The sequence below is a fragment of the Arthrobacter sp. TJ-270 genome (assembly GCF_058269075.1).
On the sequence record NZ_JBZCNB010000001.1, the window covers coordinates 164,472 to 179,040 of the forward strand.

Consider the following 14,569-nt stretch of genomic DNA (forward strand, 5'->3'; position numbering starts at 1 on the left):
CCGAAAGGACTAAAAACCCGCCATACGCTGGTACCGACAGGATCTAGAACAGCGCCCTCGCCAACGCGCTGCGCGCCTTGTTCACCCGCGGGTCAGTGGGACCGATGATGTCGAACAGCTCCAGGAGACGGACACGTGCCGCCTCCCGGTCCTCTCCAGCGGACCGGGCAATGAAGGTGGTCAGTCGCGCGAAGGCGTCCTCCACATGCCCGCCCGCCAGATCCAGGTCGGCTACGGCCAGCTGGGTCTGGAGGGAGTCCGGAGCTTCTGCCGCCGCAGTGCGCAGGGCGGTGGCGTCTGCGTCCTGAAGCCGCTGCATCAGCTGTACCTGCGCAAGGCCTGCCTTTGCGTCGGCGTCGGCCGGTTGTTCCGCCAGGGCCTTGCGGTAGGCAGCGGCAGCTGCGGCGTAATCGCCTGCCTCGATGGCGTCGAACGCCTCCTGGTGCAGTGGCGGCAGGGATTCTTCAGCCGGTTCGCCCGCGGCCGCCGGATCACCGGCCGGCGCGTCATTGAGCGAACCGCTCACACCGTTGGCCTGTGCGACCTTGAGGAGTTCATCCACGTAGGTCCTGATCTGGGGTTCTGCGAGCATGCCCTCGAACAGGGGCACGGGCTGTCCCTTCAGGATGCCGACGACGGTGGGAACGCCCTGCGCCTGGAACGCCTGTGCGATCCCCTGCTGGCTATCAAAATCGACCCGTGCGAGCAGGATCCGGCCAGCCTGTTCCACTGCGATCGCCTCGAGGACCGTGAGAACCTGCGAAGACTGGTCGCTCCAGGAAGCCCCCAAGGCAACGATCACGGGTACCTGGGCGGACAGCTGCACGAGCTGCGGAAAAACCTGCTCGGTGACGTCGACGATATAGGCGCTGCCGCTTTCCGCTGCACCGGTAGGGCCGGCGCCTCCGGCAGCCGGTCGGCCCGGTGTGCCGCCCGGCGCACTGCCGGACTGCGCTCGGGCTTTCAGCGCCGACAGGTCGACGGCGCCGCGCAGGTTCATTGACGACGGCGCGGAGCCGCCGGGGATATTCGGAGTGGTCATGCTTTCACCTTATTACTGGGGCAATATGTGTGGGCAAAAAGAGATTCTGCTGAGGATCTTCCGGCGTCATCTCAATTCAGCGGAAAGCAGCTGCTGCGCGGCACCGATTACGGTGATTTTCCCACCACTGCCTTCGGCGGGAACGTACATCATCACTGCTTCCCCGTAATGGACGTCGATGCCGTCCTCCGTGGACTCTTCACCGGTGAGCGCTTCGTAGACCGTATCCTCAAGGGCGATCGAGTCTCCGGGCCCTTCCGGCACGCTGCTGTAGGTGTGGTCGAGATATCCGAACACCATCGCTCCACCGTCACCGGTCGAGATTGCCCTCGTGTATTCAGCGACGGGTTTATGAGAGAAGGTGATTTCAGCCGAATCATTCCCGGCATCGGCTACCACGTCGGACTGGAACGAGGTGATCGCATCCGCGAAGGAGTTCGACTCGAATGTCGCCTCGTTCCTGCCGTCCGGGCTGGTCAGGTAGTCGGCAATGGCCGCAACTGCATCCTCCGGGGAAGCAACGAGGCCCTCATCGCCGTCGACGGGAACCTCCTGAAGACCGTCCGGTGACCCCGCTGTGGGGAAGGTTGTGCCGGGCAGCATCTGGATGGAGGAGGTGAGCCGGTAATTGGAACGGGGGTCCTCCTGCACGAGCACGAGCGCCTGCGGCACCGGGTTTGCCTCGCCCTGCGTCAGAGCGACGACGGTGCGGGGCCATTCGTTCGCCGCCGGGATCATCGTTGTGAGTACCGGATCGGCGACAACCGGCGTGGGTGCGGGCACATCATCAGCCTGGGCGCGGACTGAATAGTTGGCGCTTCGCAGGGCGGCGGCCGCGCCGGCAACGCGCGGCTCAAGGAGGGTGGCGTCAGCGGCGGCATCGGCTTCCGTGACCGTGGTGGCCACGGAAGCAAGAATGCGGTCCAGCTGGCTCTCCAGGATCACCGGGTGCTGTTGAGCCGTTCCACTGTCGACCGGCCCCGCGGATTCTGAAGGCACCACGGATTCTGAAGGCACTGCGGATTCTGAAGGCACTGCGGATTCCGTGGCAGCCGGCTCGCTCGGCTGCGCCGACTCGGTCTGGGATGCTTGGCCCACAGCAGTTCCGGAAATCCCGAGTGCGGTCGCCAGTCCAATCGCTGCCCATGGACGAACGGGGTGGGCAGCGAAAACAGTTCCCGAATCGCGGCCACGGTTCTGCTGCCGGGCATAGGCGCGGGAACCGACTGTGGCTGGTTGACGCCGGGGCCTGCCCGGCGTCATAAAGGCAAGGGCAATACCGAGGACTAACAGCAGCGCGCCCAGGATGATCAGCGGGACCGCCCACGGAGTCGCCGTGTCGTTGGCGCTTGTGATCGAAATCGCGGTGGGAGCAGGAGATTTGCCGTCAGCAGCGATGAGGATGGACCACTCCCCCTCGCCCGGATCGAGCCAGCGGTGGGTCAACGTGCGGTCGGCGGTTTCCTCGCTCGTCCAGAGGTCCGCGCCGCTCGGGTTGGGAACCGTCTCCTCACCTTCCGCGAATTCGGTCAGCAGCTCATCCTCTCCAACACCGGTCACCGTAAGATGAGCCGCGTCTGCCACCCAGGAGTCGACGTCGGACGCCCTGCCCACAGCAAGAGTGAAGGTGCCCTCCGATTCCACCGTGATGTCAACGTCCTCGGTCTCGGTTTCCTTGGCACCGGCATCAATGACTGTGACAGGTCCGCTGCGTGCATCCGCCGGGACGGCAACCGTCACCGTTTCCGACGGCGCCCACCAGGTGAGCTGGCCGATACCCAGCAATACCAGCAGCGCGCCGATCGCCATGGCGGGAACAGCAAGAGGAAAGCGCACGCGAGAACCTAACGTTGGGTTGGGTGAAGCCCGGATCACCGGGCAAAAAGGACTAGACCCATGGTAACGAAATGTGTTGGCAGCACCTGCCGGGCACCGGCATCGGCCCCGCGGCGAGGCTTCCCCAGCCAAGGCCCGGAGCGAGGCCTGCGTTTGCCACGAAGAGCCTTACGCGCCTGTTACTGTTTCGCTAGTCATACAAGGGTTCTGCCCGTGCCGATACGCGAACGAAAGCGGACCATTACGTGAGTGAACACGAAGACGTGCCGATCAGCGAGCCCCTGCCTCGCCCGGCGTCGTCAGTGACGGAGGCGCCTGAGGCGGAAGAAACCGTTCCGCGTGTTGAGGCACGCCGCCGGGCACTGGGTATCGCCATGGCGCGCCTGCGGCACCTGATGCCGGTCGCGCACCCCCGGCCGCGATTCGAGTTCCCGCCTGAAGTCAGCGATGACATTCCCGTGGACGAGTCGGTAACCATCAGGGATGCCCGGCTGAAGTTCGGCGGCCCGCAGCCGCGGTCCATGCGCCAGCACCCCATCCACTTCGGTTTCATGGCCAGCGTCGGTGCGGGGCTGGCGCTGCTCGCATACTTCATGATCACCAACGTCGGCCATCTCCTGGTCTGGATCGGCGCCGCACTGTTCATAGCCCTCGGCCTGGACCCGATCGTGCGCTGGCTTGAAAACCGGCGTTTTCCCCGCCCAGCCGGCATCACCCTGGTGCTGACGATGCTTGTGGGCATCATCGTGGCTTTCTTCGCGGTCCTTATCCCGACGATCGTCTCGCAGACGACCCAGCTCGTTGAACGGGCTCCGGGTTATGCGCGGGAATTTCTTGCTTCGGACTTTTTCCAGACCGTCGACCAGCAGTTCGAGTTGCGTGAACGGGTCACGGAGGAAGTAAACAGGTTCTTCGCCGATTCCGAGGCGGTCGGTGGCATCTTCGGCGGCGTCGTGGGGGTCGGTACGGTCATCCTCAACAGTGTGTTCGGTGTCCTGGTCATCCTGGTGCTCACGCTGTACTTCCTTGCCTCACTGCCGGCGATGAAGAAGTGGGCCTACCGCCTTGCCCCGCGCTCACGCCGCGCGCGCGTGGAGCGGCTCGCTGAGGAGATAACGAGCAGCGTCGGCAACTACGTGATCGGGCAGGCGTGTGTCGCCCTGCTGAATGCAACCTTCGCGTTCATTTTCATGACGATCGCTGATGTCCCGTTCTCTGTCCTCCTCGCATTCATTGTGGCGATGCTGGCATTCATACCGCTGGTCGGTGCGATGATTGCGGCCGTCGTCGTGAGCCTCGTGGCTCTCACCGTCGGATGGCAGACCGCGGCGCTCTTCGCGGTGATGTACGTTGCCTACCTCCAGGTGGAGGCGTATTTCATCTCTCCGCGCATCATGCAGAAGGCTGTGGCGGTGCCGGGCGCGGTGGCCGTCATCGCGGTCATTGCGGGCGGAAGCCTGCTGGGCGTGCTTGGGGCGCTCATCGCCATTCCGTTGGCGGCCGGCGCGATGCTGCTCCTCAAAGAGGTCTTCATCGCGCGCCAGGACAACCAGTAGCGGCAGCCCCAGGAGGACGGCGCTCTAGTCCGCGCGCGCCGTCGGACCTTCCCATTCGGTGGGCAGGCTGACTGCTTTCCCGAGCACGACGCCGGCAATCTCATCAAGCACGCGGCTCACGTACTTCTCCCCCACCCAGAGGTGCTTCGCGCCGTCGACGCCGACAACGCGCGCCTGGGGCACTCGGGCGAAACGCTTGGCGGCTTCCTCTGGCCGGAGGAAATCATCATGCTCCGGGACCAGGACGTGCAGCGGAAGGCCTGACCTTGCCCAGGAGTCAAGGTCAGGATCCTCTGCGCGGTGCAGCGGCGGAGAAAGCAGAATCGCGCCCTCGATGAGTTCGGCGACGGGCTCCCTTGCTCCGTACTTCAGGCAGAGCTCGGTGCCGAAGCTCCAGCCGACCAGCCATACGTGGGTCAGCCCTTCGTTGACGACCCACCGCACAGCTGCTTCGAGATCATGCTGCTCCAGGCCGCCGCCGTCGAACTCCCCTTCGCTGCGACCGCGCGGGGATGCGGTGCCGCGGGTGTTGAAGCGAAGGACCGCAATATCCGCCAGCGCCGGAAGCCGGAAGGAGGCCTTGCGGTAGACGTGTGAGTCCATGAATCCTCCCGCAGTGGGAAGCGGATGCAGCGTCACGAGCGTCGCTGCCGGCGTTCTGCCCTCCGGTGAGGCGAACTCGCCCACCAGCGTCTTGCCGTCCGCTGTCGTCAATTCAACGTTGCGGCGGGTGGCGGGCAGCACTGTCCCTGCCCTTATCTCGGCGGGTTCGGAGCTTTCGGAGAACTGGTACACGGGCTCTGGGCTGGTCATCTGATTCAGTCTACTGAAGTTACAGGTGCGCCCCGGGGGACCGGCCCGCTGTTCGTGTCGGCCGGTTAACCCGACCGGCGGGTCCGCCAGCACGTTAGATGCCAGTGGCGCCGGTCTGCCAGCGCGGTTTCCGCCCCAAACAACGAATCCTCCTGCCACGCCACGAGGTGGGCAAGGCCGGGCGGGATGTCGCGATGGCAACCCGGGCACACGTAGTGCTTCGCAGCGTTCCGTTCGGTGATTCGCCGGACCGACCAGACGCCGTCGGATGCGGATTCCCTGGTCGGAATGCCCGCACGGGCGCGTTCGAGATCCAGTTCCGGCGCCTCGGACCACTTTGGACGCGGCTGGCCGCGGGGCTTCCGGGGCCGGTTGGATCGGGGCATGGATCCAGTCTGCACCGAAGGCTCGGTGAACAGAAAACCGCCGCCGGCCCGGTAAAGTTCCAAGGGTGCGTTTAGTTATTGCCCGCTGCTCCGTTGATTACGTCGGACGCCTCCGTGCCCACCTTCCGTTGGCGACCCGGCTGCTCATGGTGAAAGCCGACGGGTCGGTTCTGGTTCATTCCGACGGCGGTTCATACAAGCCGTTGAACTGGATGAGTCCCCCGGCCACGCTTAGGATCCTCGAGCCCGCGGCCGAGGACGCCGAACTGGGTGTGACCGAGACCTGGAATGTGCAGCATGCCAAGAGCGATGACCGCCTGGTGATCAGCATCCACGAACTGCTTCACGAAAGTTCGCACGAACTTGGGGTGGACCCCGGGTTGGTCAAGGACGGGGTGGAAGCCGATCTACAGAGGCTCCTCGCGGAGCAAATCAGTCTCCTCGGCGACGGTTATTCACTCATTCGCCGCGAGTACATGACCGCCATCGGTCCGGTGGACATTCTGGCCCGTGACGGTCAAGGCCGGACAGTTGCCATTGAGCTGAAACGACGCGGCGACATCGACGGCGTCGAGCAATTGACCCGGTACCTGGAGCTGCTCAACCGGGACCCGCTCATGGCTCCGGTCAAGGGAGTTTTCGCGGCCCAGCAGATCAAGCCTCAGGCGCGAGTCCTCGCTCAGGACCGTGGCATCGATTGCCTCACCCTCGACTATGACGCCATGCGGGGCGTCGACGACGTCGATTCGCGCCTCTTCTAAAACCAACTCCGCGGACGGTGTGCGCTACACGACCGGTTTGAACCGGTTACCGCAGTCCTGACCGTCCGGATATTCGAATTTCCCCTTAACAATCGGTTTAATCGTCGGATTGTCCGTTGACCAGCCCATACGGCTATGTGATGCTTATTTCAGTCTTTGTGTACGTGGTTTTCATGCTCGCAAGACAGGTTGCGAGCGTGAAGTTTCGCGTAGGTACAAGGTCATTCCTGTCCTCGGTGGAATTCACGCGAAGTAACTCGCTGTCGGCACGCAGGGTGCCGATTAGAAATATGTTCCATTATGAGGAGATATACAAATGGCACAGGGAACCGTGAAGTGGTTTAACGCTGAGAAGGGCTTCGGCTTCATCACGCCGGACGACTCCGAGGGCGACGTTTTTGTTCACTACTCCGAGATCCAGACCGGCGGGTTCCGGACTCTTGATGAGAACCAGCGCGTACAGTTCGAGATCGGCCAGGGCGCCAAAGGCCCGCAGGCTACCGGCGTCACCGCGCTGTAACTCGTCCTTACGCAAATAAGTCAGGGCCCCCACTTCGTGCGGGGGCCCTGACTTATTTATTCCTCTGTAAGTGTTGTTCGCCCACGGGTGGGCGCCTAACGCCAGGTGCCGATGCCCACCACCGGACCAGCTTCCAGCCACGAAGATAGCCCAGCGTAGACGTCAAACTTCATCGCAAGGAGCACATCAGCGCCTTCATAGTTCAGCATGACCACTATTGCTCCGGGTTGAATCTGCGCCTTCTCCGCTTCCGTGGGCTGACGCCAGCCCTTCAGCTCAAGAGAGCTGCGCAGATACCGGTGCCGTGGCCGTGGGCTGAGGGAAACCAGCCGTAACCACTCCAGATGCTTGTCGGTATAGCGACAAACCCCCATCCGCCACCCCTTGGAGGGGAGGCGGATGGAGGCGTCGAACGTTCCCAGCGCTGTCCGCAGCTGATACTGCCGGAGGCAGAAAGCACCGACCATTAGCACCAGCAGGGCAAACAGCACCCCGAGCGTGATGAACGTGATACCGATTCCGTCCATCAAGCCAACTGCTACTTCGCGTCTGCGGTCACTGAACCGCCAATTCTGGCATTGTCGGCAACAATCACAACACGGTTGCTGTCCACGGAGAAGAATCCACCGTCGACACCCACCGAGATACGCTCGCCGGAAACCGGCTGAATAGCGAGTTCACCTTCCGCGAGAATTGCCAGCACCGGCGAGTGTCCGGGAAGGATTCCGATCTCACCGTCGGCGGTGCGGGCTTTGACCATGGTCGCCGCACCGGACCACACGAAGTGGTCCGCCGCGACGATTTCAACCTCAAGCTCGGCCATCGGGGCTTACTTTCCGCTCTGCTCTTGGATCCGCGCCCACTGACGCTCGACGTCGTCGAGGCCACCGATGTTGAAGAATGCCTGCTCAGCGATGTGGTCCAGGTCGCCGTTGCAGATCGCGTTGAAGCCCTCGATGGTGTCCTTGATGCTGACGGTCGAGCCCTCGACACCGGTGAACTGCTTTGCGGTGTAGGTGTTCTGCGACAGGAACTGCTGGATGCGACGTGCTCGCGAGACGACAATCTTGTCTTCTTCGGAGAGCTCGTCAACGCCGAGGATGGCGATGATGTCCTGAAGTTCCTTGTTCTTCTGCAGGATCTGCTTCACGCGGACCGCGGTGTTGTAGTGCTCGTGTCCGATGTACTGCGGATCGAGAATACGCGAAGTCGAGGTCAGCGGGTCGATAGCCGGGTACAGACCACGCGATGCGATCTCACGCGAGAGCTCGGTGGTGGCATCCAGGTGCGCGAAGGTGGTGGCCGGAGCAGGGTCCGTGTAGTCATCCGCCGGCACGTAGATTGCCTGCATCGAGGTAATCGAGTGGCCCTTGGTGGAAGTGATGCGCTCCTGGAGGAGGCCCATCTCATCAGCAAGGTTGGGCTGGTAGCCCACTGCGGAGGGCATACGGCCCAGCAGGGTCGAAACCTCGGAGCCCGCCTGCGTGAAGCGGAAGATGTTGTCGATGAAGAGGAGTACATCCTGCTTCTGCACATCGCGGAAGTACTCCGCCATTGTGAGTGCCGACAGCGCAACACGAAGACGCGTTCCCGGCGGCTCATCCATCTGGCCGAAGACCAGCGCCGTGTCCTTGAGGACGCCTGCCTCTTCCATTTCGACCCAGAGGTCGTTTCCTTCACGGGTACGCTCGCCAACGCCGGCGAAGACCGAGGTACCACCGAAGTTACGTGCGACACGGGTGATCATTTCCTGGATCAGAACCGTCTTGCCGACGCCGGCTCCACCGAAAAGTCCGATCTTTCCACCCTTGATGTAGGGCGTCAGAAGGTCGATGCTCTTGATACCCGTCTCGAGCATCTCAGTTGAGCCCTCGAGGGACGCGAAGGACGGAGCCTTGCGGTGGATCGGCCAGCGCTCGGTGATCTCGAGCTGGGATTCCTCAACGTCAAGGGGCTTGCCCAGAACGTTGAAGATGTGGCCCTTGACGCCGTCACCGACGGGAACCGAAATAGCAGCACCCGTGTCCTGCACGATGGTGCCACGGACGAGGCCGTCAGTTGCCTGCAGGGAGATCGCGCGCACCAGGTTGTCGCCCAGGTGCTGCGAGGTCTCGAAGGTGATGGTGTGTGTCTGGCCGTTGAGGGTCACCTCGGTGGTCAGCGCATTGTAGATGGCGGGAATGGCGTCAGCCGGGAACTCGACGTCGACAACCGGGCCGATGACACGGGCAATGCGGCCGGTCGCGCCGGGGGCAACTGAGTCCGTACTGTTCTCAACAGTCTGGGCAGTCATCTCTCTCACTTCATTCGGTAGATGGCGTGGTGCTAATAATAGTGCGGGTGGGATCCCGTAAGGATCCGCGGAGGCCTGCGGTCAGGACGCGCTCAGTGCGTCCGCACCCGCCACGATCTCCGAAAGCTCCTGCGTAATCTCCGCTTGGCGGGCGGTGTTGCGAAGGCGCGTGTACTTTTTGATCAGTTCGGTTGCGTTGTCGCCCGCAGACTTCATGGCGCGCTGGCGTGCCGCCAACTCACTTGCGGCTGCCTGGAGCAGAGCTGCGAAGATCCGTGACTCGATGTACCGCGGAAGCAGTGCATCGAGGACTCTCTCGGGTTCGGGTTCATACTCGTACAGCGGAAGGAAATCCGACTCGCTCGCGGCTTCCTCTTCCACGACCTCCAGTGGCAGCAGTCGGATGACCGTCGGTTCCTGGGTGACCATCGAACGGAAACGCGTGTAGACAACGTGGATCTCGTCCACGCCACCGTCTTCGAAATCCGTTCCAAACTGCTCCAGGAGCACCCGGCCGACCTCGCGGGCGGTGTCGAACTCCGGCGCATCCGTGCCGCCGGTCCACACCTGCTCGTACGGCCTGCGGCGGAAATCGAAATATGCCTGGGCCTTACGTCCGACCAGATAGGTCTTGACTTCCTTACCCTCCTCGTGCAGCAGCTCGATGAGGGATTCTGCCTGCTTCAGCACGGTGGCAGAGTAGGAGCCTGCCAGGCCTCTATCCGCGGTCATGATAAGCACCGCCGCGCGCCGAATCTGCTCCGGCTCGGTGGTCAGCGGGTGATCAATCTCGGACTGCGACGCCACAGCGGAAACTGCACGTGTAATTGCGTTGGCATAGGGCAGTGACGACGACACGCGAGCGCGTGCCTTGCCAATGCGAGAGGTGGCGATCAGTTCCATCGCCTTGAAGATCTTCCGCATCGACGTCGTCGACACGATCTTCTGGCGGTAGACCCGGATCTGGGCTCCCATACTTGTCCTTTCCTTCGTAGTCCCTTCGAAGGCACTACGGCTCAGGCATCGGGCGTTCGCGCGCTGTGCGCGAACGCCCGCACCGTTAGCGCTTCTGCTTGACGATCTTTTCCTGGTCTACAGCGCTCTCATCGAGCGGGCTGTATTCCTCGTGCCCTGCGACAAGACCGTCATGGCCCTCACCGAAGAAGCCCTGCTTGAAGTCCGTGATCTGAGACTTCAGCTCGTCCACGGTTGAGTCTTCGAGCTGGTTGGTCTGTGCCAGCGTGTTCAGCACGGAGGACTTGTGACGCAGGTGCTCGAGGAACTGGGACTCGAACTTGCGGATGTCCTCGACCGGAACGTCGTCCAGGTACCCGTTGGTGCCGGCCCAGATCGAAACGACCTGCTCCTCCACCGGGAAAGGCGCGTACTGACCCTGCTTCAGCAACTCCATGAGGCGTGCGCCACGGGTCAGCTGCTGACGTGACGCCGCGTCCAGGTCCGAAGCAAACATGGCGAAGGCCTGCATGTCGCGGTACTGGGCGAGATCGAGCTTCAACGTACCCGAAACCTTCTTCATCGCCTTCACCTGTGCAGCACCGCCCACGCGGGACACCGACACACCCACGTCAACAGCGGGTCGCTGGTTCGCGTTGAACAGGTCCGACTGGAGGAAGATCTGTCCGTCGGTGATGGAGATGACGTTGGTCGGGATGTAAGCGGAAACGTCGTTAGCCTTGGTTTCGATCAGCGGGAGGCCGGTCATCGAACCGGCACCCAGCTCATCGGAAAGCTTGGCACAACGTTCCAGCAGACGGGAGTGCAGGTAGAACACGTCGCCGGGGTAGGCCTCGCGTCCCGGCGGGCGGCGCAGCAGCAATGAAACGGCGCGGTAGGCCTCTGCCTGCTTGGAGAGATCATCAAAGATGATCAGGACGTGCTTGCCGCCGTACATCCAGTGCTGGCCGATGGCGGAACCTGCATAGGGCGCGAGGTACTTGAAGCCGGCAGGGTCGGACGCAGGAGAGGCCACGATTGTGGTGTACTCCAGAGCGCCCTTGTCCTCGAGGGTCTGACGAACCGCAGCGATCGTCGACGCCTTCTGCCCGATGGCGACATAGATGCAGCGAACCTGCTTCTGTACGTCACCGGACTCCCAGTTGGCCTTCTGGTTGATGATTGTGTCGACCGCGATGGCGGTCTTGCCGGTCTGGCGGTCACCAATGATGAGCTGGCGCTGGCCGCGACCGATCGGAATCATCGCGTCGATGGCCTTCAGGCCGGTCTGCATCGGCTCGTGAACCGACTTGCGCTGCGTGACGCCCGGTGCCTGGAGCTCAAGCGCGCGACGCGCTTCCGCCTTGATCTCACCGAGGTCATCGATGGGCTGTCCCAGCGGGTCAACCACGCGGCCGAGGAATGCGTCACCGACGGGAACGGAGAGAATCTCTCCGGTCCGGTGCACTTCCTGGCCTTCCTCGATACCGGTGTAGTCACCGAGGACAACGACGCCGATTTCACGGGTGTCGAGGTTCTGGGCGAGACCCAGCGTGCCGTCTTCAAAGCGCAGCAGTTCGTTTGCCATGACGGAGGGAAGTCCCTCTACCCTGGCGATGCCGTCACTTGCGGTTGTTACGCGGCCAACTTCGACCCGCTCCGCGTTTCCGGGTTCGTAGGACGCCGCGAACTCGTTCAACGCATTACGGACGTCGTCGGCGTTGATGGTCAATTCGGCCATCTGCAGTCCCTGCTCTCCTGTGTTGTGATCACCGCGGGGAGCGGCGACCGGTGTTGTATTCGTCTGTGTCGAAGCCCGGGAGCTTCAGCGTTGGCCGGCAGCTAGACAGCCATCTTCCGGCGGAGGTCAGACAGGCGGGTTACCGCCGTGGCATCCACCACTTCGTCCCCCACCTTTACGCGAACGCCGCCCACAAGACGTGGGTCCACGGTCACATTGATCTTGAGATCCCGACCATAGAGGGCGTTCAGCCCAGCCTCAAGACGTGCATATTGAGCATCCGACAGCGGACGGGAAACGCTGACGTGCGCAATCCACCGTTCTTGGCGCACGGCTACAAGCTCAATGAACCGTTCCACCAGTGCGGAAGGCCGGAGCCCGCGTGGCGAGAGAACCGCCTGGCGGATCAGGAGCCGAGCTTCGTCCCCGGCTTCGGGAACGAGCTTCAGCGCAAGGGCCACCTTGGCGGACCCTGCAGCTTGCGGCTCAGACAATGCCCGCTGCAGATCGTGGTTCGATTCAACGACGCGCAGGAAGGAGAAGAGATCATTCTCCAGACCCTCGAGCCCCTGGATCCCCTGTCCCCTGTTCTCCGCCACGGCGATGGCTACGGTCGCAGCAAGTGCTTCCAGTGCATCGCCGAGATCGCGGGGCTTGGCCCAGCGACGGGCAACGAGGTCCCGGACAATTTCCCCGGCTTCCGGTGAGATGCGGCCGGCGAACAGCCGCGTAACAAGAGCAACCTTGTGCTCGCCGTCGCGGTTGGGGTCAGTCAGGGCACGGCGAAGTCCCGCATTCGAATCGAGTGCATCAAGCACGCCGAAAAGTTCCTCCGCCAACGTCAGCGATGCTGAGCTGAGGCGGGGTTCGAGCTCGAGTCGTGCCGCCGTGAGGGACTGGCTTGATACGCCTGCCATTACTTGGCTGCACCTGCGCTCTGGGTAGCGGACTGCGCTTCCAGGTCAGCGAGGAAACGATCGACGACGCGGCCTGAACGTGCGTCATCGGCCAGGGACTCGCCGACGATTCGGCTGGCCAACTCAGTGGCAAGGGTTCCGACCTCAGCGCGCAGCGAGACAGCAGCTGCCTGGCGGTCAGCCTCGATCTGTGTTGCAGCCTGTGCGGAGATGCGGTTGGCCTCGTCAACGGCCTTCGCCTTGAGCTCGGCCAGAATCTGGGCGCCCTCGGCACGTGCTTCCTCGCGAATGCGATTGGCCTCGGTGCGGGCATCCAGGAGTTGCTGCTTGTACTCCTCGCGCGCCGCGTTGGCCTCAGCCTGAGCGGCCTCCGCCTTGGCGATACCGCCCTCAATGGCTTCAGTTCGCTCTGCAAACGTCTTCTCAAACGCCGGCATGACGAACTTGATAACGATGTACATCAGTACAGCGAAGCCTGCGACCGTAACCAGTAATTCCCACAGGTTCGGTGCGAGGGGACTTTCAGCTGCAAGTATGACTGCGCTATCCATGTTTCACCCGTCTTTCTACAACTAATCCGTTGAGATGATCGAAGCGGAACTACGCGCCGATAACGAAGGCGAAGACCAAGCCGAGGATGGCGAGGGCTTCGGTGAGTGCCAGGCCAAGGAAGGCGATTGGCTGCAGCACACGCTGCGCTTCAGGCTGGCGTGCAACACCGTTGATGTACGCGGCGAACACCAGGCCCACACCGATACCACCGCCGATTGCGGAGAGACCGTATCCAATGAGGTTGAGGCTACCCTGTACTTCCATTGTGTTCCTTTCAAGATGCCGCGCTGTGCGGCAGGTTGGTTGGGATCATCCCCAGCGGGGAAGACTTTGTTACTTATTAGTGGGCGTCCGCATGAAGCGCGCCCTCGATGTAGATCGCGGCCAGCAGGGTGAAAACGTAGGCCTGCAGGACCATGATCAGCGCTTCCAGCATGTACATCGCGATAGCGCCACCAAGAACCAGCACGCTAGTTCCCTGCAGAAGAATGTTCCCGGACAGCGCCATGAACTCGATGGCGCTGCCTGCCAGCATCACGATGAGGTGACCGGCCAGCATGGTGGCGAACAGACGGAGGGAGTGCGTTACCGGGCGAACCAGGAAGTTCGAGATGATCTCGATCGGTACGACCAGAGGAAGGATGTACCAGGGCACACCCGAAGGCACCACCGACAGCTTGAAGTAGCGAAGGCCGTGTTTCTTCAGCCCGACCGCGATCCAGAGAATATAGAAGATCGCCGCGATCGCGTAGGCACTGCCCGGGTGCGAGAAACTCGGTATCTGAAGCAGCGGCACGGCACCGAAGATGTTGTTCACCAGGATGAAGAAGAACGCGGTGAAAAGCCACGGTACATACTTCAGGTAATCCCGACCACCGATGATGTCCTTGCCGATGGAGTTGCGCACAAAGCCATAGGCGGCTTCGCCGACAAACTGCAATTTCCCGGGTACCAGCTGCCCTCGGCGCGATGCGACGTAGAAGAAGGCACCAATGAGGACGACTGACAGGATGACGAGCAGCATCTGCTTGCCGAAGCCCGGCGCGAACCATACGCCGTACTCGGTGTTCCACGGCAGGATGTTCGGAGGGTGCGCTTCATCTATCGTGGGAGCGACAAAGCCCTCTTCAGTGGTGGTTTGAGCGGGGAGCGCAAGCGCGATCAACGCGTTTCCTCTCTGCAGTGTCCATCGTTGGGC

General features: G+C 62.5%; 16 protein-coding genes. 3 read left to right on the top strand and 13 right to left on the bottom strand.

Annotated features, from left to right (window positions below):
* Positions 1–43: 43 nt before the first annotated feature.
* Positions 44–1,042: a co-chaperone YbbN gene (locus AC4D2M_RS00785; protein ID WP_490889143.1), complete on the bottom strand. Its 999-nt coding sequence runs from the start codon at positions 1,040–1,042 to the stop codon at positions 44–46.
* A 66-nt stretch (positions 1,043–1,108) separates the two neighbouring features.
* Positions 1,109–2,878, bottom strand: coding sequence for a DUF8094 domain-containing protein (locus AC4D2M_RS00790; RefSeq protein ID WP_490889145.1), 1,770 nt, complete (start codon positions 2,876–2,878; stop codon positions 1,109–1,111).
* Positions 2,879–3,123: 245 nt separating this feature from the next.
* Between AC4D2M_RS00790 and AC4D2M_RS00795 the strand changes: the two genes are divergently transcribed.
* Positions 3,124–4,434 carry an AI-2E family transporter gene (locus AC4D2M_RS00795; RefSeq protein WP_490889147.1) on the top strand — a complete coding sequence of 437 codons (1,311 nt, stop codon included), beginning with the start codon at positions 3,124–3,126 and terminating at the stop codon, positions 4,432–4,434.
* A gap of 24 nt (positions 4,435–4,458) precedes the next feature.
* Here AC4D2M_RS00795 and AC4D2M_RS00800 read toward each other — a convergent pair whose 3' ends face one another.
* Together AC4D2M_RS00800 and AC4D2M_RS00805 are read right to left on the bottom strand one after the other, a co-directional pair.
* On the bottom strand, positions 4,459–5,247 hold the full coding sequence (locus tag AC4D2M_RS00800) for an alpha/beta hydrolase (RefSeq protein ID WP_490889149.1): 789 nt from the start codon (positions 5,245–5,247) through the stop codon (positions 4,459–4,461).
* A gap of 65 nt (positions 5,248–5,312) precedes the next feature.
* The gene (locus tag AC4D2M_RS00805; RefSeq protein ID WP_490889151.1) at positions 5,313–5,633 is read right to left on the bottom strand and encodes an Rv1322 family protein; all 321 of its coding nucleotides are present in this window, start codon (positions 5,631–5,633) and stop codon (positions 5,313–5,315) included.
* Between the two features lie 65 nt (positions 5,634–5,698).
* Between AC4D2M_RS00805 and nucS the strand changes: the two genes are divergently transcribed.
* Positions 5,699–6,394, top strand: coding sequence for an endonuclease NucS (nucS, locus tag AC4D2M_RS00810; RefSeq protein WP_490889152.1), 696 nt, complete (start codon positions 5,699–5,701; stop codon positions 6,392–6,394).
* 316 nt (positions 6,395–6,710) lie between these two features.
* Positions 6,711–6,914 carry a cold-shock protein gene (locus tag AC4D2M_RS00815; protein ID WP_026545871.1) on the top strand — a complete coding sequence of 68 codons (204 nt, stop codon included), beginning with the start codon at positions 6,711–6,713 and terminating at the stop codon, positions 6,912–6,914.
* Between the two features lie 95 nt (positions 6,915–7,009).
* Here the strand turns inward: AC4D2M_RS00815 and AC4D2M_RS00820 are convergent, their stop codons facing one another.
* The 9 genes from AC4D2M_RS00820 to atpB all read right to left on the bottom strand — a co-directional run bounded on the left by AC4D2M_RS00820 (position 7,010) and on the right by atpB (position 14,536).
* Positions 7,010–7,441 carry a DUF2550 domain-containing protein gene (locus AC4D2M_RS00820; protein WP_490889154.1) on the bottom strand — a complete coding sequence of 144 codons (432 nt, stop codon included), beginning with the start codon at positions 7,439–7,441 and terminating at the stop codon, positions 7,010–7,012.
* An 11-nt stretch (positions 7,442–7,452) separates the two neighbouring features.
* Positions 7,453–7,737 (bottom strand): F0F1 ATP synthase subunit epsilon, encoded by a 285-nt coding sequence (locus AC4D2M_RS00825; RefSeq protein WP_490889156.1) that lies wholly within the window; start codon positions 7,735–7,737, stop codon positions 7,453–7,455.
* A 6-nt stretch (positions 7,738–7,743) separates the two neighbouring features.
* Positions 7,744–9,207, bottom strand: a complete 1,464-nt coding sequence (gene atpD / locus AC4D2M_RS00830) for a F0F1 ATP synthase subunit beta (protein WP_490889157.1) — start codon at positions 9,205–9,207, stop codon at positions 7,744–7,746.
* An 81-nt stretch (positions 9,208–9,288) separates the two neighbouring features.
* On the bottom strand, positions 9,289–10,182 hold the full coding sequence (locus AC4D2M_RS00835) for a F0F1 ATP synthase subunit gamma (protein ID WP_490889159.1): 894 nt from the start codon (positions 10,180–10,182) through the stop codon (positions 9,289–9,291).
* Positions 10,183–10,267: 85 nt separating this feature from the next.
* Positions 10,268–11,902 (bottom strand): F0F1 ATP synthase subunit alpha, encoded by a 1,635-nt coding sequence (gene atpA / locus AC4D2M_RS00840; protein WP_490889160.1) that lies wholly within the window; start codon positions 11,900–11,902, stop codon positions 10,268–10,270.
* A 101-nt stretch (positions 11,903–12,003) separates the two neighbouring features.
* A complete protein-coding gene (locus AC4D2M_RS00845; RefSeq protein WP_490889161.1) occupies positions 12,004–12,819 on the bottom strand; it encodes a F0F1 ATP synthase subunit delta in 816 nt (271 codons plus the stop codon).
* The gene (locus AC4D2M_RS00850) at positions 12,819–13,370 is read right to left on the bottom strand and encodes a F0F1 ATP synthase subunit B (RefSeq protein WP_490889162.1); all 552 of its coding nucleotides are present in this window, start codon (positions 13,368–13,370) and stop codon (positions 12,819–12,821) included. Before AC4D2M_RS00850 ends, AC4D2M_RS00845 begins: the two co-directional genes overlap by 1 nt.
* Before the next feature lie 49 nt (positions 13,371–13,419).
* Entirely contained in the window at positions 13,420–13,635 is a 216-nt protein-coding gene (locus tag AC4D2M_RS00855; protein WP_490889163.1) for a F0F1 ATP synthase subunit C, read from the bottom strand.
* A 76-nt stretch (positions 13,636–13,711) separates the two neighbouring features.
* Positions 13,712–14,536 carry a F0F1 ATP synthase subunit A gene (gene atpB / locus AC4D2M_RS00860; protein ID WP_490889164.1) on the bottom strand — a complete coding sequence of 275 codons (825 nt, stop codon included), beginning with the start codon at positions 14,534–14,536 and terminating at the stop codon, positions 13,712–13,714.
* Positions 14,537–14,569 lie beyond the last annotated feature (33 nt).